Origin of the sequence: Streptomyces sp. NBC_00122 (genome assembly GCF_045160845.1) — a bacterium.
In the GTDB taxonomy this organism is placed as follows: domain Bacteria; phylum Actinomycetota; class Actinomycetes; order Streptomycetales; family Streptomycetaceae; genus Streptomyces.
On the sequence record NZ_CP108192.1, the window covers coordinates 106,055 to 130,913 of the forward strand.

Genomic DNA, 24,859 nt, shown 5'->3' on the forward strand with positions numbered 1-24,859 from the left:
CTCTCCACTCAGAACTCGAAGTCTTCTTCGAACGCGTCGATCTCGTCCTGGTCGAGATCGAGCAACGGCGCCGGTCCGGCAGCCGCGGGGCGCGGGGCCACCACCTGCACCGGCCGGGCCGCGGGGTCCGCGGCGTGGGACACCAGGGCGCGCAGCGCCCGGAACCAGCCCTCGGCGAGCGCGGCCACCTCGGCCTCGGTGAACAGTCCGTCGGGCCATGTCCAGGAGGCCACCATGCGGGGGCCGCCGGGACCGTCCTGGGCCAGCGAGTTCAGCTCCAGGGCGTGCGCGGCGGGCATCGCGGCGTCGCTGCCGCCGAGGCCGCCGTCACCGCCGTCACCGTCCCCGGCGCCGAACCGTCCCAGGTAGTTGAAGCCGATCTGCGGGACGGGAAGTGCGGCCAGTACTCCGGCGGTGTCCGGGTTGAGGTGGCGCAGCAGCCCGTACCCGGCTCCGTTGTCGGGCAGCTCGGCGAGCTGTCCGGCCACGTGGGCCAGGGCCCGGCCGGCGGCGGGACCGCCCGCGTAGAGCGCCTCCCAGTCGCCGTCGGGGACGGCGGGGTCGAGGCGGACCGGGAAGAGGCTGGTGAACCAGCCGACGGTGCGGGAGACATCGGCGTCCGGCAGGACGCCGATGAGCAGCTCCTCGCGGCCGTGGCCCTCCAGGTCGAGCAGGACGCCCTGCTCGCGCCGCCGTCCGCGGCCGCGGTCCCAGTCGGTGACGGCCAGCGCGAACGCGGTGAGCAGCACCTCGTTGACGCCGGTGCCGAGCGCCGTGGGCACGGTGGTCAGCAGCGGTCCGGTGACCTCGGCGGGCAGCGTCAGGCTGTACTGCCGGCCCGAGGCGGCCACGTCGCGGGCCGGGTCCAGCGGCCGGGCGCCCAGCGCGGGCTCCTGGTAGCCGCCGAGCATGCCGGTCCACACCGGGAGTTCGGCGGCCCGCTCGGGGGCGAGCGCCGCCCGGGCCAGGCCCCGGGCCCAGGCCCGGAAGGAGGTCCACACCGGTTCCAGTACGGGTTCCCGGCCCGCGACGACGGCCTCGTACGCGGCCATGAAGTCGGGCATCAGGATCCGCCACGACACTCCGTCGACCACCAGGTGGTGGACGATCAGCAGCAGCCGGCCCGGCGCCTGCGGTCCGGCGTCGAACCAGACCGCCTGCACCATCAGCCCGGCGTCGGGGTCCAGCCGGTCCTGGGCGGCCCGGCCCTCGGCGTCGATGCGGTCCGCGACCGCCGCCTCGTCCAGGTCCGCCACGTCGATCCGGTGGACCACGTCGGCGGCCCGCAGCGCGCCCTTCGGCGGGATGTGCAGGCTCCAGTCGGCGGGGTCGCGCACCAGGCGGGCGCGCAGCGCGTCGTGGTGGTCGAGCACGGCCTGGACGACCGCGCGCAGCGTGTCCTCGGTGAGGCCGCCGGGGACGGGTGCCATCACCGACTGGTTGAACCCGTCGATGCGGCCGCCCAGTTCACGCAGCCAGCGGACGATCGGGGTGGCGGGCAGGGCGCCGATCGCCGGGTCCGCGCCGTCCGGGTCCGGCGCGAGCAGCAGCTCGGCCGGGGACTGCGGCAAGGCGGCGGCGAGCGCCTGGACCGTCTTGTGCTCGAACACCTCGCGCGGGGTCAGCACCAGGCCGGCCAGGCGGGCACGGCCCACCAGCTGCACGGAGGTGATGCTGTCGCCGCCGAGGGTGAAGAAGCTGTCCTCGACGCCGACCGCGGGCAGTGCGAGGACTTCCGCGAACAGGCCGGCCAGCAGTTCCTCGCGCGGGCCGGACGGGGCGCGGCCCACGGGGCGGTCGGCGAATTCGGGTGCGGGAAGTGCCTTGCGGTCGAGCTTGCCGTTGGTGTTCAGCGGCAGCGCGTCCAGCGTGACGAACACGGCCGGAACCATGTAGTCGGGCAGATCGGCGGCGGCGTGGGCGCGCAGGTCCTCCGCTTCGGGGGCGGGGCCGTCGGCGGCGGGGACGACGTACCCGGCCAGCAGCTTGGTACCGGGGCGGTCCTCGCGGACGACGACCGCGACCCGGGACACCCGCGGGTGCCGGGCGAGAACGGCCTCGATCTCGCCGAGCTCGATGCGGAAGCCGCGCACCTTGACCTGGAAGTCGGTGCGGCCCAGGTACTCGATGGTCCCGTCCTCGCTCCAGCGCACCAGGTCGCCGGTGCGGTACATCCGGACCCCCGGGGCGCCGTACGGGTCCGCGGTGAAGCGTTCGGCGGTCAGGCCGGGGCGGCCCAGATAGCCGCGGGCCAGGCCCGCGCCCGCGAGGTACAGCTCGCCCGGCACACCGGGAGCGGCCGGGCGCAGCGCCCCGTCGAGCACGTACGCCCGGGTGCCCCGGATGGGGCGGCCGATGGACGGGCTGGCCGCCGTGCCGTCGAGCTCGGCGGTGGTGGACCAGATCGTCGTCTCGGTGGGCCCGTACACGTTGAGCACCGACCGGCCGGCCGCGGCCATCGCCTCGGCCAGCGCACCCGGTACGGCCTCGCCGCCGACCAGCATCCGCAGGCCCGCGAGGGCGTGCGGCACCTGGCCGGTCAGGGTCTGCCACAGCGACGGGGTCGCCTGGAGGACGGTGCCGCCGTGCCCGGTGATGAGCGCGGCGAGGGCGTCGGGGTCGTGGACCTCGTCCTTGGTCGCGACGACGACTGCGGCGCCGGCCAGCAGCGGCAGGTACAGCTCCAGGGCGGCGATGTCGAAGGAGACGGTGGTGACGGCGACCAGCCGGTCCGTGCCGTCCATCGGCACCCGTTCGGCCATGTCGGCCAGGAAGTTGTCCAGGGCCGCGCGCGGGATGACCACGCCCTTGGGGCGGCCGGTCGAGCCGGAGGTGTAGATGGCGTAGGCCGGGGTCCGGCCGTCGGCCCGCTCCGCGACCGGGGTGCCGGCCGGGTACGCGGCGAGGGCCGCGCCGGTGGCCGGGTCGTCCAGCAGCAGCGCCGGGGTGTCGGTGGGGGGCAGGGCCGCCGCGGTCGCGGTCGTGGTCAGCAGGAGCGAGGGGCGGGCGTCGGCGAGGACGTAGCCCAGCCGGTCGGCCGGGTGCTCGGGGTCCAGCGGCACGTAGCCGGCGCCGGACTTGAGCACCGCGAGGAGGGCGACCAGCAGGTCGGCGCCGCGGGGCAGGGCGACGGCGACGTAACGCTCGGGGCCGGCGCCGCGGTCGGTGAGCAGGTGGGCCAGGCGCGTGGAGCGCTCGTCCAGTTCGGCGTACGTCAGCCGGCCGGGGCCGCAGATCACCGCGGCGGCCCCGGGGGTCGCGGCCGCCTGGCGGGCGAACCGCGCGGTCAGCGGCTCCAGGCCCGGCTCGGCCTCCGCCCGGCCGGCCCAGCCGGCCAGCACCCGCCGCTCGTCGGCGGACAGCAGCTGAAGCCGGCCGACGGGTACGCCGGCCTGGCCGGCAGCCTCGCCGAGCAGCCGCACCAGCGTGGCGGCGAGGTCGTCGACGCGGCCTCGGCCGATCAGGTCGGGGCGGTGGGCGAGGTCGAGGCCGAGGGAGCGGCCGAGGCTCACGGTGAGGCTGAGCGGGTAGTGGGTGCTCTCGTGGTTGTCACCGCCCACGATGCCCAGGCCGCCGGCGGCGCTGCGCAGCCCGTCGGCGTCGAGGGGGTAGTTCTCGAAGACGACGAGGGTGTCGAAGAGCTCGCCGAGACCGGTGACCCGCTGGATGTCGGCGAGCGGCAGGAACTGGTGGTCCATCAGCCCTGCCTGCTGGGACTGGAGACGGCCCAGCAGGTCGCCGAGCGTCTCGGCCGGGTCGAGCGCGACGCGGACGGGGAGGGTGTTGATGAACAGGCCGACCATCGACTCGACGCCCGCGACCTGCGGGGGACGGCCCGAGACCGTACCGCCGAACACCACATCGGTGCGGCCGGTGAGCTGGCCCACGACCATCGCCCAGGCGGCCTGGACGACGGTGTTGACGGTCACCCCGCGCTCACGCGCCCAGCGGGCGAGCGAGGCGGTCTCGGCCTCCGGCAGCTCCAGGCGGGTGCGTACCGCCCGGACCGGGGCGCGGGACGGATCGGGCGCGGCGACCAGGGTGGGCTCCTCCAGGCCGTCGAGGACCTCGCGCCAGGCGGCCTCGGCGGCGCCGCGGTCCTGGCCGGCGATCCAGCCGAGGTAGTCGCGGTAGGGAGTGACGCGGGGCAGCGCGGAGGCGTCGCCCCCCTCGGCGTACAGGGTGAACAGCTCGCCGAGGAAGACCGGCATGGACCAGCCGTCGAGCAGCAGGTGGTGGTGGCTGACGATCAGCCGGTGCCGGTCGGGGCCGGTGGAGGCGAGGGTGAACCGCATCAGCGGGGGCCGCGCCAGGTCGAAGCGCCGGGTGCGGTCCTGCGCCACCAGGCGGTCGGCCGCGGCGGCCCGCTCCTCGGCGGGCAGGCCGGTCAGGTCCACCTCGGTGTACGGCAGCTCGAAGTCGGCGGGCACCGCCTGGACGGGGGCTTCCAGGCCCTCGTGGCGGAAGGCCGCGCGGAGGTTGGCGTGCCGGGTCAGCAGGGTGTGCAGAGCAGCGCGCAGGGCGGGCCGGTCGACGGTGCCTTCGATGTCGAGGGCGAGCTGGACGGTGTAGACGTCCTCGCCCTGGGTGTCGTAGACGGCGTGGAAGAACAGGCCCTGCTGGAGCGGGGAGAGCGGGAGCAGGTCGGCGAGGTGCCCGTGGTCGGCCTCTAGGTCGTCGATCTGCTGCTGCGTGACGGACACCAGCGGGCGCACGTCGGACGGTGTCAGGCCGACCGCCCCGATGGCCGCGGCGTGGGCGGCCAGGGAGCGCAGGGCCTCGAACCAGCCTTCGGCCAGCGCCCGTACCTCGTCCTCGGTGAAGAGGGCGGCCGGCCAGGACCAGTCGGCGGTCAGGCGCGGGCCGTCGGCGTGGTCGAGGGTGACCGCGTTGACGTCCAGCGCGTGGGCGAGCGGCATGCCGGGCTCGCGGCCGTCGCCGAGGTCGGCGTCGGCGCGCAGGGCCCAGTCGGCGCCGTCGCCGTCGCCGGCGGTGGCGTCGAAGCGGCCCAGGTAGTTGAACCCGATCTGCGGGGAGGGCAGTTCCGCCAGGACGGCGGCCGCCTCGGCGTCGCCGTGGCGCAGCAGGCCGTAGCCGATGCCGTTGTCCGGCAGCGCGTGCAGCTGCTCCTTGACCGCCCTCAGTGCCCGGCCCGGGTCGGTGCCGCCGCCGGCGTCGAGGCGGACCGGGAACATGCTGGTGAACCAGCCCACCGTGCGGGAGATGTCCACCCCGTCCACGACGGCCTCACGGCCGTGGCCCTCCAGGTGCACCAGGACCTCGGTGGAGCCGGCGCCGCGCCAGGCGGAGACCGCCTGCGCGAATCCGGTGAGCAGGACGTCGTTGACCGTGGCCCGGTACTTCGCCGCGACCTCGGTCAGCAGCGGAGCCGTCACCTCGGTCGGCAGGGACAGCGACAGGTGCCGGAGAGTGGACGCCGTGTCCGCTTCGGGGTCGAGCGGACGGGCGCCGATCAGGGCGTCGTGGCCGGCCGACTGCTCGATCCAGAGGGGGAGTTCGGTGGAGCGGTCGAGCGCGGTCAGCTGCTCGGCCCAGCGGCGGAAGGACGTCCCCACGGGCTCCAGCTCCACACCCGCGTACGCCTGCGCCAGGTCGGGCAGGAGCACACGCCACGAAACGCCGTCGACCACCAGGTGGTGAGCCATCACCAGCAGCCGGCCCGCCTCCTCGAACCACACCGCCTGCACCATCACACCCGCCTCGGGAGCGAGCCGCAGCTGCGCGGCACGCGCCTCCACCGCGACCTCACCCCCGGCCACCCGCAGCACATCCGCCGCCCGCACCGAACCCGGCTCGGCGACATCGAGGTTCCACACCGACTCGCCCCGCACCAGACGCGCACGCAGCACGTCATGCCGGTCGAGAACGCTCTGCAGCGCCGACTCCAGCCGCTCGTACGTGGCACCGGCCGGAGTCTGCACCAGCATCGCCTGGTTGAACCCGTCCACCGGCCCGCCCAGCTCACGCAGCCACCCCACGATCGGAGTCTGCGCGACCAGGCCCAGACCCGCCGACGGATCCTCCGCCACCGAACCCGACACCGCCTGCGCCACCGCCGCCAGCGCCTCCGGCGTCCGGTACTGGAACACCTCACGCGCCGTGAACACCAGACCCGCCCTACGCGCCCGGCTCACCAGCTGGATCGACACGATGCTGTCGCCACCCAACTCGAAGAAGCTGTCCTCCACCGAAACGGTGTCCAGACCCAGCAGCTCGGCGTACAGCCGGCACAGCAGCGCCTCGCGCTCGGTGCGCGGGGCCCGGCCCGCCGTCGTGCCCCGGTACTCGGGTGCCGGGAGCCGCTTGCGGTCGAGCTTGCCGTTGACGGTGAGCGGGAGGGCGTCGAGGGAGACGAACGCGGCCGGGACCATGTAGTCCGGCAGGGCGGCGGCCAGGTGGGAGCGGACCACGGCGGCGTCGAAGGCGACGCCGCGCCGCGGGACGACGTACGCGACGAGGCGCTTGATGCCGGGGATGTCCTCGCGGACGACCACGGCGGACCGGGCGGCACCCTCGTAGCGGGCCAGGACGGTCTCGATCTCGCCGAGCTCGATCCGGAAGCCGCGCACCTTGACCTGGTCGTCGGAGCGGCCCAGGTAGTCGAGCTGCCCGTCCCGGGTCCAGCGGACCACGTCGCCGGTCCGGTACATCCGGGTGCCGGCGGGCCCGTACGGGTCGGCGGTGAACCGCTCGGCGGTCAGGTCGGCGCGGCCGAGGTAGCCGCGCGCCAGACCGGCGCCCGCGATGTACAGCTCGCCGGCCACACCCGGGGCGACCGGCCGCAGCCGCTCGTCCAGGACGTAGGTGCGGGCGTTGCCGACGGGCCGGCCGACCAGCGGGCGGGAGACGTCGGTGGTGCGGGCGGAGAGGGTATCGACGGTGGCCTCGGTCGGCCCGTACAGGTTGTAGCCGGTGATGCCCGGAGTCCGCGCGAGCTCCTGCCACAGGGCGGGGCCGACGGCTTCTCCGCCGAGGGCGAGGATGCGCGGCCGGGCCTGCTCGTCGCGGACCAGGCCGTCCTCGATGAGCTGTTCGGCGTAGGACGGGGTGAGCTCCATGAAGTCGATGCCGTGCGCCCGGACGTAGTCGATGAGCGCGGGCGCGTCGCGGCGGGTGCCGTCGTCCACGAGGTGGAGTTCGTGCCCGGCGACCAGCCACAGCAGCGGGTCGAGTGAGGCGTCGAAGGAGACGGCGGCGGTGAGCGCGGCCCGCAGGGGGCGGCCGGCGGCCGCCGTCTCGGCCGCGAAGAGCTCGTCGAAGTGGTGGTGGAAGAGGTTCACCAGGCCCGTGTGCGGGACGACGACGCCCTTGGGCCGGCCGGTGGAGCCGGAGGTGTGGATGACGTACGCCGGGTGACGCGGGTCCAGCGGGCGGACCCGGTCAGCGTCGGCCGGGGCGGTGTCCGGCAGGGCACGCAGGGCGTGTGTGACGGCCCGGGACTCCAGGTCGATCCGGATGCCGCCGCGGTCCTGGGGAAGCGTCTCACGGGCACCGGCCGCGGTAATGACGGCCGCCGTGCCGGCGTCCTGGAGCACCTGGGCGATGCGGTCGGCGGGGTGGGAGGGGTCGACGGGTACGTACGCGGCGCCCGCCTTGGCGACCGCGAGGACGGCGACGACGAGGTCCGCGGTGCGTGGCAGGGCGACGGCCACGTAGTCCTCGGCGCCGATGCCGTGCCCGGCGAGCAAGCGGGCCAGCCGGTTGGCGCGGGCGTCGAGTTCGGCGAAGGTCAGCCGCTCGGCGCCGGCGACCAGGGCGGTCGCGTCCGGGGTGCCGGCCGCCTGCCGCTCGAAGAGGGCAGGCAGGGTGGCGGCGGGCACCGGGCGGGCGGTGTCGTTCCACTCGGCCAGCACCTTGCGGCGCTCGTCGTCGGTGAGGACGTCGAGCTGGGACAGCGGCCGGTCGGGCCGGGTGACCAGGGCGGTGACCGTGCGGGTGAAGCGGCCCGCGAGGTCCAGGGCGGTCTCCCGGTCGAAGAGGTCGGTGGCGTACTCGATGCGGCCGCCGATGCCGGCGGCGCGGCCGTCGGCGGTGAACTCCTCGGCGAGCTGGAAGGACAGGTCGAACTTGGCGCCGTCGACGGTGACCTGGTGCGGTTCGACGGCCAGTCCATCGAGGTCCAGGGCGGCGGCGGCGTTGTTCTGCAGGGAGAGCATGACCTGGAACAGCGGGTGGCGGGCCAGGGAGCGCTCGGGGTTGAGCAGCTCCACGAGCCGCTCGAACGGCACGTCCTGGTGGGCGTAGGCGGCAAGGTCGGACTCCCGCACCCGGTCCAGCAGCTCTCGGAAGGTGGGGTCGCCGGAGACGTCGGTGCGCAGCACCAGGGTGTTGACGAAGAAGCCCACCAGGTCGTCGAGGGCCTCGTCAGTGCGGCCCGCGATCGGGGAGCCGATCGGAATCTCCGGGCCGGCGCCGAGCCGGCCGAGGAGGGCGGCCAGCGCCGCCTGGACGACCATGAAGACGCTGGCGCGGGACGCACGGGCGAGGTCGGCGAGCGAGGCGTGGGCCTCCGCGGGAAGGTGCAGGGGCACGGTGTCGCCGCGGAAGCTCATCTCCGCGGGCCGCGGGCGGTCGGCGGGCAGGGCCAGCTCCTCGGGGAGCCGGTCCAGGGTCTGCTGCCAGTAGCCGATCTGGCGGGCGAGTTCACTGCCCGGGTCGTCCTCGTCACCGAGGACGTCGCGCTGCCACAGGGTGTAGTCGGCGTACTGGACCGGCAGCGGCTCGAAGGCGGCTTCCCGGCCGGCGCGGCGGGCCGCGTACGCCTCGGCGAGGTCGCGGGCCAGCGGCGCCATGGACCAGCCGTCGGCGGCGATGTGGTGGACGACCAGGAGCAGGATATCCGTCTCCGCGTCCACCGTGAACAGGTGGGCGCGCAGCGGGACTTCTGTGGCGAGGTCGAAGTCGTGGGCGGCCGCGTCGGCGAGCGCCCGCGCCGTGTACGGGGCCCTGTGCAGGACCGGCCGTACGGTGTCGGCGGCGAGGACCTGCTGGCGGGGGCGGCCGTCGGTGTCGGGGAAGACGGTGCGCAGCGCCTCGTGACGGGCCACGACGTCGCCCAGGGCGGCGGTCAGGGCGGCGGTGTCCAGGGCTCCGGTGAGCCGGACGGCCAGCGGCAGGTTGTAGGTGCCGTTGCGCTCCTCGAAGCGGTTGAGGAACCACAGCCGGCGCTGGGCGGGCGAGAGCGGTACGGACTCCGGTCGGACCCGGGCCACCAGGGCGGGACGGGCGGACTCGCCCTCCGCGTCGCCGAGCCGCTCGCAGAGCGCGGCGACGGTCGGGGTCTCGAAGAGGGCGCGCACGGCGAGTTCGGCACCGAACAGGGTGCGGATGCGGCTGACGACACGGGTGGCGAGCAGGGAGTGGCCGCCGAGGTCGAAGAAGCTGTCGTCGACGGAGACCGTGTCGACGCCGAGGACCTCGGCGAAGAGCGCGGTCAGCTGCTCCTCCTGCGGGGTGCGCGGGGCCCGCCCGGCGCCGGCCGCGGCCCCGAAGTCGGGGGCGGGCAGGGCACGCCGGTCGAGCTTGCCGTTGGGGTTGAGCGGCAGCGCGGCGAGCGTGACGAAGGCGGACGGGACCATGTACTCGGGCAGGGCGGCGGCCACATGGGCGCGCAGCTGGGCCGCGTCCGTCGCACCTGCGCCGGCCGCGGGCACGGTGTAGGCGACGATGCGCTGGTCACCTGGGGTGTCCTCGCGGACCACCACGGCTACCTGGCCGATGCCGGAGTGCCGGGCCAGGACTGCTTCGATCTCTCCCAGCTCGATGCGGAAGCCGCGCACCTTGACCTGGAAGTCGGTCCGGCCCAGGTACTCGATCTGGCCGTCGGCGCTCCAGCGGACCAGGTCGCCGGTGCGGTACATCCGGCTGCCGGCCGGACCGTACGGGTCGGCCACGAAGCGCTCGGCGGTCAGGCCGGGGCGGCCCAGGTAGCCGCGCGCCAGGCCGGCGCCGGCGAGGTACAGCTCGCCAGCGACGCCCGGCGGCACCGGGCGCAGGCCCTCGTCGAGCACCAGGGCGCGGGTGTTGTGCCGGGGCCTGCCGATGGGCGGGGTGCGGTCGTCGCGGGTCCGGCCCGGTTCGCCGTACCAGGCGGTCGCGTAGACGGTGGCCTCGGTGGGTCCGTAGATGTTGGCGAGTGCCGCGCCGGGCACGGCCGCGCGGATGGCGTTCGCGGTGTGGGCGGACAGGCCCTCGCCGGCCAGGACGACCAGGTCGGCGCCGAAGCGGGGGGCGTCGGACTGGGCGAGGGTGTGGGCGAGTGCCGAGGGCACGGCGCTGACCAGGCTGTAGTGGCGGCCCGGGGTGGCGTCGAGCAGGGCGAGCACGTCGCGGACGATCTCGATGCGGCCGCCGGTCAGCAGCGGGCCGAACATCTCGAAGACGGAGACGTCGAAGTTGAGCGAGGTCGCGGCGAGCACGTCCGAGAGCCGTTCGGCGCCGATGTCGGCCGCCGCCCAGGCGGCGAAGTCGGCGACGTTGCGGTGGGCGACCACGACGCCCTTGGGCCGGCCGGTGGAGCCGGAGGTGTAGATGACGTAGGCGGGATGGCGCACGTCGAGGGGGCGGGCCCGCTCGGCGTCGGTCACGTCGCCGTCGCCCTGGGCGGCCAGGCGCTCGCGCACCGCGCCGTCGTCCAGGAGCAGGGTGCGGACGCCCTCGGGCAGGACGGCCGCGGCCTCGGCGGTGGTAACGACGAGCGCGGGCCGGGCGTCGGCCAGCATGTACGCGATGCGGTCGGCCGGGTAGCCGGGGTCGACGGGCAGGTAGGCGGCGCCGGACTTCAGCACGGCCAGCAGCGCGACGATCATGTCGGCGGTGCGGGGCAGGGTCAGCGCGACGAACCGCTCGGGTCCGGCCCCCTCGGCGATCAGCAGCCGGGCGAGCCGGTTGGCGCGGGCGTCGAGCTCGCCGTAGGACAGCTCGACGCCCGCGTGCAGGACGGCGGGGGCATCGGGGGTGCGGACGGCCTGGGCCCGGAACAGCTCGGGCACGGTGGCGTCGGCGACCTCACGGCCGGTGTCGTTCCACTCGCCCAGGACGCGGGCGCGTTCGGCGTCGGTGAGGACGTCGACGGCGGAGACCGGCAGGTCCGGGTCGGCGGTGACGGCGTCCAGCAGCCGGCCCAGGCGGGCGCCGATCGCCTCGGCGGTGGCGTGGTCGAACAGGTCCGCGGAGTACTCCACGACACCGCGCAGGCCGGCCGGGCCGCCCTCGGCGGTGAAGGTCTCCTCCAGCGAGAACAGCAGGTCGAACTTGGCGGCGTCCAGGCGCACCGGCAGCGCGGTGGCGTGCAGGGCGTCGAGGTCGAGGGTGGCCTCGGCGTTGTTCTGGAAGGCCAGCATCACCTGGAACAACGGGTGGCGGGCCAGCGAGCGCACCGGGTTGAGCACCTCGACCAGCCGCTCGAAGGGTACGTCCTGGTTCGCGTAGGCGGCGAGGTCGCAGTCCCGGACCCGGCCGAGGAGTTCGGCGAAGGTGGGGTCGCCCGACAGGTCGGTGCGCAGCACGAGGGTGTTGACGAAGAAGCCCACCAAGTCGTCGAGGGCCTCGTCGGTACGGCCCGCGATGACGCTGCCGATGGGGATGTCCTCGCCGGCCCCGAGCCGGCCGAGCAGGGCGGCCAGCGCCGCCTGGACGACCATGAAGACGCTGGCGTTGTGCGCGCGGGCGACGGCGGTGATCCGCTCGTGCACGTCGGCGGGGAGTTCCAGGGCGGCGGACCCGCCGCGGTAGCCGGCCTCGGCGGGGCGGGGCCGGTCGGCGGGCAGTGCCAGTTCCTCCGGCAGGCCGGCCAGGGTGGTGCGCCAGTGGTCGATCTGGCGGGCGAGCGGGCTGTCGGGGTCGTTCTCGTCGCCGACGACCTCGCGCTGCCACAGGGTGTAGTCGGCGTACTGGACCGGCAGTGGCTCGAAGGCGGGGGCATGGCCGGCGCGCCGGGCGTCGTAGGCGGTGCCCAGGTCACGGGCGAAGGGAGCCAGCGACCAGCCGTCGCCGGCGATGTGGTGCAGCACCACGAGCAGGACGTGCTCGGTGGCGGAGATCCGCAACAGCCGGGCCCGCAGCGGGGCCTGGGCGGTCAGGTCGAAGCCCTCGGCGACCGCGGCGGCCAGCGCCGCATCCAGGTCGCCGGCGGCCGTGTCGGTGACGGGCAGTGCGGGCGCGGACATTCCGGCCGGCAGCACCCACTGGCGTGGTCGGCCGTCCAGCTCGGGGAAGACCGTACGCAGGCTCTCGTGCCGGTCGGTGACGTCGCCCAGGGCCGCGCGCAGCGCGTCCGGGTCGAGGTCACCGTCGAGGCGGAGGGCGAGCGGCAGGTTGTACGAGGCGCTCGGGCCCTCGAACCGGTTGAGGAACCACAGCCGCCGCTGGGCGGGCGAGAGCGGGACCTCCTCGGGCCGCGGCCGCGCGGTCAGCGCGGTACGGGCCCGGCCGGCGCCCGCGATCCGGGTCGCGAGGGCGGCGACGGTCGGGGCCTCGAAGAGGGTGCGGACGGCGAGTTCGACGCCGAAGACCGGCCGGATCCGGCTGACCAGCCGGGTCGCGAGCAGCGAGTGGCCGCCGAGGTCGAAGAAGCTGTCGTCGACGGAGACTGCGGGCAGGCCCAGGATCTCGGCGAACAGGCCGGCGAGGATCTCCTCCTGCGGGGTCCGCGGCGCCCGGCCGCCGGCGCCCGCGGCGAGGTCGGGGGCGGGCAGCGCCCGGCGGTCGACCTTGCCGTTGCCGGTCAGCGGCAGCGTGTCCAGGGACACGTACGCGGAGGGCACCATGAAGGCGGGCAGCCCTTCGGCGGCGTGCTCGCGCAGCTCGGCCGGGGAGGCCTGGGCGCCCGGCGCGGCGACGGTGTAGGCGACGATGCGCTGGTCTCCAGGGGTGTCCTCGCGGACCATCACGGCCACCTGGGCGACGCCGGGATGGCGGGCCAGGGCGGCCTCGATCTCGCCGAGCTCGATGCGGAAGCCGCGGACCTTGACCTGGTCGTCGGTGCGGCCCAGGTACTCGACGTGGCCGTCGGCGTTCCAGCGCACCAGGTCGCCGGTGCGGTACATGCGGCTCGCGGCCGGGCCGTACGGGTCGGCGGTGAACCGCTCCGCGGTCAGGTCCGGGCGCCCGAGGTAGCCGCGGGCGAGTCCCGCGCCCGCGAGGTAGAGCTCGCCTGCGACGCCCTGCGGGACGGGGCGCAGCGCCGCGTCGAGGACGTAGACGCGCATGCCGTCGAGGGGGCGGCCGATGGGCACGCTGTGCGGCACCTCGGCAGTGGAGTCCATGCGGTGGGTGGTGGCGAAGGTGGTCGTCTCGGTGGGCCCGTAGCCGTCGACGACGGTCAGGCCGGGGCAGGCGTCCAGGACGCGGCGGACCGCGGCGGCGGGGACGACGTCGCCTCCGGTCCACACCTGGCTCACGCGGGCCAGGCAGCCCGGCCCGTCCTCGGCGATCAGGCGGAAGAGGCCGGCGGTGAGCCACAGGGCGGTGACGCCGTGCCGGGTGACGGTCTCGCGCAGCCGGACCGCGTCGAGGTCGCCGGCCGGCGCCACGACGACCTGGCCGCCGCCGAGGAGCGGCACCCACAGCTCGTACGTGGAGGCGTCGAAGGCGGTCGGCGAGTGCAGCAGCACCCGCTCGTGCCCGGACTCGAAGCGGCGGTCCTCGGCCAGCGCGACGATGTCGCGGTGGGTGACGCCGACTCCCTTGGGCACGCCGGTGGATCCGGAGGTGAACATGACGTACGCCAGCCCGCCCGGGTCGACGGCGACGTCCGGGTCGTGGGCCGGGCCGTCGGCGAGCGCGGGCCCGGCCTCGATCACGGTCGCGCCGTCGGCGAACGCCTCGGCGGCGGCGGCCGAGTCGGCGATCAGGACGCTCGCGCCGGTCTCGGCGAGGATGTGCCGCATGCGGGGTTCGGGGAAGCGCGGGTCGAGCGGGACGTAGGCGCCGCCGGCCTTCAGGACGGCGAGCACGGCCGCCACCAGGTCGGGCGAGCGGTCCATGAGCAGCGCCACCCGGTCCTCGGGGCGCACGCCCGCGGCGAGCAGCCGGTGGGCGAGGCGGTTGGCGCGGGCGTCGAGTTCGCCGTAGGAGAGGGTGGCCCCGTCGGAGACGACGGCCTCGGTGGCGGAGGCCCAGGAGACGAGGTCGGCGAAGAGCCGGGGCACGCTCCGGTCGGACGGCGCGTCTTCGTGCTCGGTGTCGTTGAAGGCGACCAGCAGCCGCTGCCGCTCGTCGGCGGCGAGCAGCGGGATCCGGCCGACGGGAGTGGCACGGTGGTCCGGTGCGCTCTCCAGGACGCGGACGAGCCGGTCCATGAGGGCGTGGGCGGAGGGGGCGTCGAAGAGGTCGGTGCGGAAGTCCAGCCGCAGCTGGAGGCGTTCACCGGGGACGGCGGTGAGGATCAGCGGGTAGTGGGTGGCGTCGTGGCCCTCGATGCCGGTGACGCTCAGCCCGCCGCCGATCTCCAGGACGTCGGCGTCGAGCGGGTAGTTCTCGAAGACGACGAGGGTGTCGAAGAGCTCGCCGAGCCCGGTGGCCTGCTGGAGGTCGGTCAGGCCCAGGTACTGGTGGTCCATGAGGGCGGCCTGCTGTGCCTGGAGCCGGTCCAGGAGGGCGCCGAGCGCTTCGGCCGGGTCGAGGGCGACGCGGACGGGGAGGGTGTTGATGAACAGGCCGACCATGGACTCGATGCCGGGGACCTGCGGGGGACGGCCGGATACGGTGCCGCCGAAGACCACGTCGTCGCGGCCGGTGAGCTGGCCCACCACCATCGCCCAGGCCGCCTGGAAGAGGGTGTTGAGGGTGACGCCTCCGGAGCGGGTGAGCTCGGTGAGCCGCGCGGTGAGCGCGGCCGGCAGGTCGACGGTGACCCGGTCGGGGGCGGCCGGGCTGCCGCCGCGGCCGGCCGGGGCGACCAGGGTGGGCTCGTCGAGGCCGTCGAGGACCTCGCGCCAGGCGGCCTCGGCGGCGCCGCGGTCCTGGCCTGCGAGCCAGACGAGGTAGTCGCGGTGGGGCGTGACGCGGGGCAGGGCGGAGCCGTCGCCGGAGCGGCCGTAGAGCGTGAGGAGTTCCTTGACCAGGACGGGCATGGACCAGCCGTCGAGCAGAATGTGATGGTTCGTCACGACCAGGCGGTACTGCTGCACCCCCGTCTTGAGCAGGGCGAAGCGCATCAGAGGAGCCCGGGCGGGGTCGAAGCGCACGGCCCGGTCCTCGGCCATCCAGGCGTGGACGGCACGGTCGCGGTCGGCCTCGGGGAGCGTGGTGAGGTCGAGGTCGGTCCAAGGCAGGTCGACGCTCTCGGGGACGACCTGCACGGGCGTGTCGAGGCCGCCGTCGTGGCGGAACGCGGCGCGCAGGGCGCCGTGGCGGGACAGCAGGGTCCCGGCGGCGTCGCGCAGCGACCGGGGCCGCAGGGGGCCTTCGATGTCGAGGGCGAGCTGGACGGTGTAGACGTCCTCGCCCTGGGTGTCGTAGACGGCGTGGAAGAACAGGCCCTGCTGGAGAGGTGACAGGGGCAGGAGGTCGGTGAGGCGGCCGTGTTCGGCTTCGAGGCGCTCGATCTGCTCCTGGGTGACGGAGACGAGCGGACGGACGTCGGAGGGGGTCAGCCCGCCGGCCTCGGGGGTCGCGGCGTGGGCGGCCAGGGAGCGCAGGGCCTCGAACCAGCCTTCGGCCAGTGCCCGTACCTCATCCTCGGTGAAGAGGGCGCCCGGCCAGGACCAGTCGGCGACGAGGCGCGGGCCGTCGGTGTGGTCCTGCGTGACCGCGTTGAGGTCGAGGGCGTGCGTGAGTCGCATGCCGGGCTCGCGGCCGTCGCCGAGGTCGGCGTCGGCGCGCAGGGCCCAGTCGGCGCCGTCGCCGTCGCCGGCGGTGGCGTCGAAGCGGCCCAGGTAGTTGAAGCCGAGCTGCGGGGCGGGCAGTTCCGCCAGGACCGCGGCCGCCTCGGGGTCGGTGTATCGCAGCAGGCCGTAGCCGATGCCGTTGTCCGGCAGCGCGTGCAACTGCTCCTTGACCCGCTTCAGCGCCCGGCCCGGATCGGCGTCGGCACCTGCGTCCAAACGCACCGGGAACATGCTGGTGAACCATCCGGCCGTGCGCGAGGTGTCCGCGCCCTCGACCACCGGCTCACGCCCGTGGCCCTCCAGATCGACCAGCACCTCGGTGGAGCCGGCGCCGCGCCAGGTGGAGACCGCCAGGGCGAACGCGGCCAGCAGGACGTCGTTCACACCCGCCCGGTACTTCGCCGCGACCTCGGTCAGCAGCAGAGCCGTGACCTCGGTGGGGAGGGTGAGGGAGAGGTGCCGGACGGTCCCGGCGGTGTCCTGGGCCGGATCGAGGGCCCGGGCACCCAGGCGTGGGTCTTCACCGGTCAACTGCTCGATCCAGAGGGGGAGTTCGGTGGAGCGGTCGAGCGCGGTCAGCTGCTCGGCCCAGCGGCGGAAGGACGTCCCCACGGGCTCCAGCTCCACACCCGCGTACGCCTGCGCCAGGTCGGGCAGGAGCACACGCCACGAAACGCCGTCGACCACCAGGTGGTGAGCCATCACCAGCAGCCGGCCCGCCTCCTCGAACCACACCGCCTGCACCATCACACCCGCCTCGGGAGCGAGCCGCAGCTGCGCGGCACGCGCCTCCCCCGCGACCTCACCCCCGGCCACCCGCAGCACATCCGCCGCCCGCACCGAACCCGGCTCGGCGACATCGAGGTTCCACACCGACTCGCCCCGCACCAGACGCGCACGCAGCACGTCATGCCGGTCGAGAACGCTCTGCAGCGCCGACTCCAGCCGCTCGTACGTGGCACCGGCCGGAGTCTGCACCAGCATCGCCTGGTTGAACCCGTCCACCGGCCCGCCCAGCTCACGCAGCCACCCCACGATCGGAGTCTGCGCGACCAGGCCCAGACCCGCCGACGGATCCTCCGCCACCGAACCCGACACCGCCTGCGCCACCGCCGCCAGCGCCTCCGGCGTCCGGTACTGGAACACCTCACGCGCCGTGAACACCAGACCCGCCCTACGCGCCCGGCTCACCAGCTGGATCGACACGATGCTGTCGCCACCCAACTCGAAGAAGCTGTCCTCCACCGAAACGGTGTCCAGACCCAGCAGCTCGGCGTAGATGCCGCAGAGGATCTCCTCCGGGGCCGTGCGGGGCTTACGGCCCTGGCCGGCGCCGGTGTACTCCGGGGCGGGCAGGGCCTTGCGGTCGAGCTTGCCGTTGACGGTCAGCGGGAGGGCGTCCAGCTCCATGAAGGCGGACGGGACCATGTACTCGGGCAGGGCCGCGCCGACGTGGGCACGGAGCGCCTCGGTGTCGACGGATGTGCCGTCGGCGGGGGTGAGGTAGGCGACGAGGCGCTTGATGCCCGGCTGGTCCTCGCGGACGATCACCGCGTTCTGTGCCACCGAAGCGTGCGAGCCCAGGACGGTCTCGATCTCGCCGAGCTCGATCCGGAAACCACGCACCTTGACCTGGTCGTCCGAGCGGCCCAGGTACTCCAGCTCACCCGTGCGCGTCCGGCGGGCCAGGTCACCCGTGCGGTACATGCGGCTGCCGGACGGGCCGTGCGGGTCGGCGGTGAAACGCTCCGCCGTCAGACCGGGACGGCCCAGGTAGCCGCGGGCCAGGCCGGCGCCCGCGAGATAGAGCTCTCCCGCGACACCCGGGGCGACGGGCCGCAGGGTGGCGTCGAGCACGTACGTGCGCGTGCCCTCGATGGGCGTGCCCATGGACGGCACGCCCGAACCCGCCGCGAGGGGCGTCGAGGTGGTCGCCACGACGGTGGATTCGGTCGGCCCGTACGCGTTGACCATGCGGCGGCCCGGCGCCCACCGGTCCACCAGCTCCGCCGAGGTGGCGTCACCGCCCACGATCAGCGAACGGAACTGCGGGAACCGGCCCGCCGGAACGCTGGCGAGCGCAGCCGGCGGAATCAACGCGTGCGTCACCCGCTCCTCGTCCAGGACCTGGGCCAGCACCTCACCGGCCAGCGGACCCGCCGGCGGCACCACGAGCGTCGCGCCCGCGGCGAAGGTCATCACCAGTTCCAGGACGGAGGCGTCGAAGCTCGGCGACGCGAACTGCAGCACACGGCTGTCCGCGTCCACGTCGAAACGCTCGACCTCGGCCGCCGCGAAGCTCGCCAGACCCGCGTGCGAGACCACCACGCCCTTGGGACGGCCCGTCGACCCGGACGTGTAGATCACGTACGCCGGATTTTCCGGCAGGACCGCGACGGAGGGCCGGGACGTCGCGAACTCCTCTGCCACATCGGGCAGTTCACGCAGGACCAGGACCGGACGCGCGTCGTCGAGCATGTAGGCGATGCGCTCGGCCGGGTACTGCGGGTCCACCGGCAGATAGGCGGCGCCCGCCTTCAGCACCGCGAGCTGTGCGACCACGATGTCCACCGACCGGGGCAGCACCAAGGCCACCACGCCCTCCGGACCCGCGCCCTGACCCGCAAGCCAGCGCGCCAGACGGTTCGCCCGCGCCTCCACCTGCGCGTACGACAGGACGAGGTCACCACTGACCACCGCCGGCGCCTCGGGCGTCCGCTCCACCGCGGCCTCGAACAGGCCGTGGAAGGTCACCGGCTCCAGCTCACACCCAAAGCCGGCCCACTCCCCCACCGCCAGCGCGCGCTCGGCATCGCTCAGCACCTCGACGGCACCGACCCGGACGTCCGGATCTGCCGCGACCGCCTCCAGCACCGCCACCAACCGGGCCGCCAGGGCCTCCACCGTCGCCCGGTCGAACAGATCGACCGCGTACTCGACGCTCCCCTCCAGGCCCGACTCGCGCTCGGCGAGGGTGAACGAGAGGTCGAACTTGGCGGTGTCCAGGCGGACCGGCTGGCGGGTCACCTCGACCCCGGGCAGGGCGAGCTCGTCGGAGGGGATGTTCTGGAGCTGGAAGGAGACTTGGAACAGCGGGTGGCGGGCCATGGACCGCTCGGGGTTCAGGACCTCCACCAGCCGCTCGAAGGGCACGTCCTGGTTCGCGTACGCCGCCAGGTCCGTCTCCCGGACCCGCTCCAGCAGCTCCCGGAACGTCGGGTCCCCGGACAGGTCGGTGCGCAGCACCAGCGTGTTGATGAAGAAGCCCACGAGGTCGTCGAGGGCCTCGTCGGTGCGGCCCGCGACGGGCGAGCCGAGCGGGATGTCGGTGCCCGCGCCGAGGCGGTGCAGCAAGGTGGCCAGCGCGGCCTGGACGACCATGAAGAGGCTGATGCCGCTGGTGCGGGCGAGCCGGTCGAGTCCGGCGTGGAGCTCGGCCGGGACGGTGAAGGCGAGGGTGTCGCCGCGGTAGCTCATGTGGGCCGGGCGCGGGCGGTCCGTGGGGAGGGCCAGCTCCTCGGGGAGGCCGGCGAGAGCGCCGCGCCAGTGGTCGACCTGGCGGGCGAGCTCGCTCGCCGGGTCCTGCTCGTCGCCGAGGACCTCGCGCTGCCAGAGGGTGTAGTCCGCGTACTGGACCGGCAGCGGGGTGAACTCCGGTGCCGTTCCGCCCAGTCGGGCGGCGTAGGCGGTGGACAGGTCGCGGGCGAGCGGGGCGAGGGACCAGCCGTCGCCGGCGATGTGGTGGACGACGACGAGCAGCGCGTGGTCGTCGTCGGCGAGGGTGAGCAGGTGGGCGCGGACCGGGATGTCGCGGGTGACGTCGAAGCCGTCGCCCGCCGCCCGTGCGAGCGCGTCGTCCAGGGCTTCGGCGGCGACGGAGGTGCGGTGCAGCAGGGGCCGGGAGGCCGGGTCGGCCGGGTCCAGGACGTGCTGGCGCGGGTGGCCGTCGGTGTCGGGGAAGACGGTGCGCAGGGCCTCGTGGCGGGTGGTGAGGTCGGCGAGCGCGGCTTCGAGCGCGTCCGCGTCGACCGGGCCGCGCAGGCGCAGGGACAGGCCGAGGTTGTAGGTGCCGCTGGGGCCGTCGAAGTGGCCGAGGAACCAGAGCCGGCGCTGGGCGTGGGAGAGGGGGATCTGCGCTGGTCGGGCCTGTGGCAGGACGGCCGCGCGGCCTGCGGCGGCCCCGTCGAGGGTGGCGGCGAGGGCCGCGACGGTCGGGTTCTCGAAGAGGGCGCGGACGGTGAGTTCGGCGTCGGCTTCGGTGCGGATGCGGCTGATGAGGCGGGTGGCGAGGAGGGAGTGGCCGCCGAGGTCGAAGAAGCTGTCGTCGATGGAGACCCGCTCCAGATCGAGGACTTCGGCGAACAGGGTGGCGAGGAGGGTTTCCCGGCGGGTGCGGGGGGCGCGGCCCTCGCTGAGGCCGGCGAAGTCGGGGGCGGGCAGGGCACGCCGGTCGAGCTTGCCGTTGGTGGTGACGGGCAGGGCGTCCAGGACGAGGACGGCGGCGGGCACCATGTAGTCGGGCAGGGTGGCGCCGACGTGCGCGCGCAGTGCCGCCGGGTCGGCGCCGGTCCGGGTGTCGGCGGGGACGACGTAGCCGACGAGGCGCTTGTCGCCGGGGCGGTCCTCGCGGACGAGGACGGCGGCCTGGGCGACGGCGGGGTGGCCGGTGAGGGCGGCCTCGATCTCGCCGGGTTCGATGCGGAAGCCGCGGATCTTGACCTGGTCGTCGGCGCGGCCGAGGTAGTCGAGTTCGCCGTCGGCGGTCCAGCGGGCGAGGTCGCCGGTGCGGTACATGCGGGCGCCCGGCGCGCCGTGGGGGTCGGCGGTGAAGCGTTCGGCGGTCAGGCCGGGGCGGCCCAGGTAACCGCGGGCGAGGCCGTGGCCGGTGAGGTAGAGCTCGCCGGGGACGCCGGGCGGGACGGGGTTGAGGTCGCGGTCCAGGACGTAGACGCGGGTGTTGGTGATGGGGCGGCCGATGGTGGGGGCGCCGGTGTGCGGGCTGAGGGCGCCGCTCATGGTGGCGCAGACCGTGGACTCGGTGGGTCCGTAGGCGTTGACCATCGTGCGGCCGTGCGACCAGCGGGCGACGAGCTCGGCGGAGCAGGCCTCGCCGGCGGTGACGAGGGTCATGCCCTCGGGGAGCCGGGCCTCGCCCATGGCGGCGAGGACGACGGGCGGCAGGGTGGCGTGCGTGACCCGCTGCTCGGCGAGGAGCGTGGCCAGCGGCTCGCCCGCGGCCAGCCGTTCGGCGGGCGCGAGGACCAGGGCCGAGCCGGTCGTCAGGGTGGTGAGCATCTCCCAGACGGAGGCGTCGAAGCTGGGCGAGGAGAATTGCAGCACACGGTGGCCGGGGCCGCCGCCGAACCAGCGCCGGTGGGCGGCGGCCATGCTGGCGACGCCGGTGTGGCTGACGACGACGCCCTTGGGGCGGCCGGTGGAGCCGGAGGTGTAGATGACGTACGCCGCGTCCTCTTGGGTGAGCGGGACGTCCGCGAGGGGTTCGGCGGGCAGCGGGGTCCGGTCCAGCAGAAGCCGTCGGGTGCCGTCGGCGGGCAGGGTGTCCTGGAGGGCGGTGGTGGTGACGACGAGGGCGGGCCGGGCGTCGTCGAGGATGTACGCGATGCGCTCGGCCGGGTACGCCGGGTCGACGGGGACGTAGGCCGCGCCGGCCTTCATCGTGGCGAGGAGGCTGACGAGCGTGTCGACACCGCGGCCCAGGGCGACGGCGACGAGGCGGCCGCGGCCGGCGCCGTGCTCGGTGAGCAGCCGGGCCAGCCGGGCGGCCCGCCCGTCGAGCTCGCGGTAGGTGAGGGTGGTGTCCTCGTGGACGAGAGCGGCCGCGTCGGGGGTGCGGGCGACCTGGGCGGCGAAGAGCTCGGGCGTGGTCGCGGACGGGAGCGGTACGCCGGTGTCGTTCCACTCCTGAAGGACGCGGGCGCGTTCGTCGGCGCCGAGGAGGTCGACGGCTCCGACGGGGAGGGCGGGGTCGGCGGTGACGGCCTCGATCAGGCGCCGGAAGCGCATCCCCAGGCCGGCGGCGGTCTCGTCGTCGAAGAGGTCGCGGGCGAACTCGACGGTGCCCTCGACGCCCGCGGGCCGGCCGTCGTCGGTGAAGCGCTCGCCGAGCCGGAACGACAGGTCGAACTTGGCGGTGTCGGTCTCCAGGTGGCGCACCGTCGCGGTCAGGCCGGGCAGCTCGAGGACGGGCGCGGCGTTGTCCTCCAGGGCGAGGGTGACCTGGACCAGCGGGTGGCGGGCCAGCGAGCGCACCGGGTTGAGGATCTCCACCAGCCGCTCGAAGGGCACGTCCTGGTTCGCGTAGGCGGTGAGGTCGTACTCGCGGACGCGGTCGAGGAGTTGGCGGAAGGTCGGGCTGCCGGAGACGTCGGTGCGCAGCACGAGGGTGTTGACGAAGAAGCCGACCAGGTCGCCGAGGGCCTCGTCGGTGCGGCCGGCGATGACGGTGCCGACGGGGATGTCGTCGCCGGCGCCGAGGCGGTGCAGCAGGGCGGCGAGGGCGGCCTGCGCCACCATGAAGACGCTGGCCTTGCTGTCCCGGGCGAGGGTGAGCAGCCGTTCGTGGACCTCGGGGGCGAGGGCGAAGGCGACCCGGCCGCCCTGGTGGCCTGCGACGGCGGGGCGGGGCCGGTCGGTGGGCAGGGCGAGCTCCTCGGGCAGTCCGCCGAGGGTGTCCTTCCAGTGCGCGATCTGCCGGGCGAGGACGTCTTGCGGGTTGTTCTCGTCGCCGAGGAGGTCCCGCTGCCACAGGGTGTAGTCGGCGTACTGGACGGGGAGCGGCGGGTACTGGGGGGCGCCGCCGCGCAGCCGGGCCGCGTACGCCTGACTGAGGTCGCGGGTGAAGGGGGCCACGGACCAGCCGTCGCCGGCGATGTGGTGGACCACCAGCAACAGGCAGTGGCGTTCGGGGGCGAGGGTGAACAGGTGGGCGCGGACGGGAATCTCGGCGGACAGGTCGAAGCCGCGGGCGGCGGCGCGCACGAGGCCGTCCTCCAGAGCGGCTTCGTCGGCGACCTCGGTGACGAGCAGCTCGGGACGGGCGTCGGCGGGGGCCAGGACGTTCTGGTGGGGGGCGCCGTCGCGGACGGGGAAGACGGTCCGCAGGCTTTCGTGGCGGGCCACGACGTCGCTCAGGGCGGCGCGCAGGGCCTCGGTGTCGGGGCGGCCGGTCAGCTCGACGGTGAGCCCGTCGTTGTAGGCGGCCTGGCCGCTGCCGTTCTCCATCTGGTTGAGGAACCACAGCCGGTTCTGCGCCGCCGACAGCGGCAGCAGCTCGGGCCGCGGGCGTGCGGTGAGCGCGGGCCGGGCGGCCTGGGCGGCGAGGCCCAGGGCCTGGGCGAGGGTGGCGACCGTGGCGTTCTCGAAGACCGTACGCAGGGTCAGCTCGGCCCGCAGCTCCTTGCGGATCCGGCCGACCAGCCGGGTCACCTGGAGGGAACTGCCGCCGAGGAGGAAGAAGTTGTCGTCGACGGAGACGACCTGCTCACCGAGGACCTCGGTGAACAGCCGGCACAGGGTCTCCTCGGCGTCGGTGCGCGGCGCCCGGGAGGCGGTGGCGGGGGCCTCAGTCTTCGGCGCGGACGCGGAGGCGGACGTGGACGCGGAGGCGGGTACGTCGGCGGGTACGTCGGCGGCGAGCGCGCGCGGCGGCAGGGCCGAGGTGTCGAGTTCGAGGGAGCCGACGGTCGCGTCGGGGGCGGCGGCGCCGAGCCGGTGCAGGAAGTCGAGGAAGGTCAGCTGGTAGGCGCGCAGGTCCTCGTCGCCGTACAGGTCGGGGTTGGCGTCGAAGTCGATCTGGAGGCCGGAGGCGGTGCCGCGGTCGTAGACGATGAAGGAGATGTCGTCGGCGGGGCCGATGGACAGGTTGTGGGGGCGCGCGGTGTGGCCGCCGAAGCTCAGGTCGTAGTCGAACATCATGATGTTGACGTGCGGGCCGACCAGGCGGCGGTCGTCGGCGAGCATGCCGAGGTCGCGGCGCAGGTCCTCGAACTGGTAGCGCTGGTGCTTCATGGCGGCGCGCATCTCGCCGGAGACCTGGTGCAGCAGTTCCTCGACGGTGCTGTCCGGACGGACGGCGATGCGCAGCGGCAGCACGTTGGAGACCATGCCGGGGACGCTGCGGGCGTTCTTGCCGAGCCGGGTGGAGACGGGCAGGCCGAGCACGATCTCGGGGGCTCCGGTGAGCCGCTGCAGCCACAGGGCGACGGCGGCGATCAGCGCGGGCGGCCAGGTGACGGCGGCGTCGGAGGCCAAAGTGCGCAGCCGCTCGGTCTCGGTCCGGCCGAGGTAGGCGGTGCGGCGGGCCAGCGAGCGTGCCAGGGCCGGCTGCTCGCCGGAGAGGCTGACGGGCTCGGGGGCTTCCTTGAGCCGGTCGATCCAGTAGGCGCGGTCGGTGCCGAAGCGCTCCGACTCCCGGTAGGCGGCCTTCTCGTCGAGCAGCCGGGCCAGCGGGGCGAAGGGGGTGTCCGGGACGGGCTCGCCGGCCACCAGTGCGGAGTACACGGCCGCGGTGCGCTGGACGACCATGTTGACGGTGAAGCCGTCGACCAGCAGGTGGTGGTAGCGGTGCAGCCACAGGTGCCGGTCTTCGGCGACCTTGAAGAGGGCGAAGAGGAAGAGCTGGTCGTGCTCGGTGTCCAGGGGCGTGGCGAAGTCCTCGGCCATCCAGGCGCGGGCGGCCGTCCACGGGTTCGGGGCGTCGCTGACGTCGACGACGTGCAGCGACCAGTCGAGGTCCGCGGCGGGCACGAGCCGTGCGGCGGGGCCGCCCTCGGCCTCCAGGAAGCGCAGGCGCAGCGTCTCGGCCTCGGTGACGACGCGCCGCAGTGACGCCTCGAAGAGCTCCGCGTCCACCGGCCCGTTGATTTCCAGGAATTCGCCGGTGTTGAAGATTGTGTTCTGCGGATTCAGCTGCTGCGCGTACCAGACACCCGACTGGGCGGCGGTCAGCGGCAGCAGGGGACCCCGAAGATCGGACACAGCCACTCACC

1 protein-coding gene is annotated in these 24,859 nt (G+C 74.6%); it reads right to left on the minus strand.

Annotated features, from left to right (window positions below; all coding sequences use genetic code 11):
* Positions 1 to 8 precede the first annotated feature (8 nt).
* The gene (locus tag OG737_RS34485) at positions 9 to 24,848 is read right to left on the minus strand and encodes a non-ribosomal peptide synthase/polyketide synthase (RefSeq protein WP_331723494.1); all 24,840 of its coding nucleotides are present in this window, start codon (positions 24,846 to 24,848) and stop codon (positions 9 to 11) included.
* Positions 24,849 to 24,859: the final 11 nt, after the last annotated feature.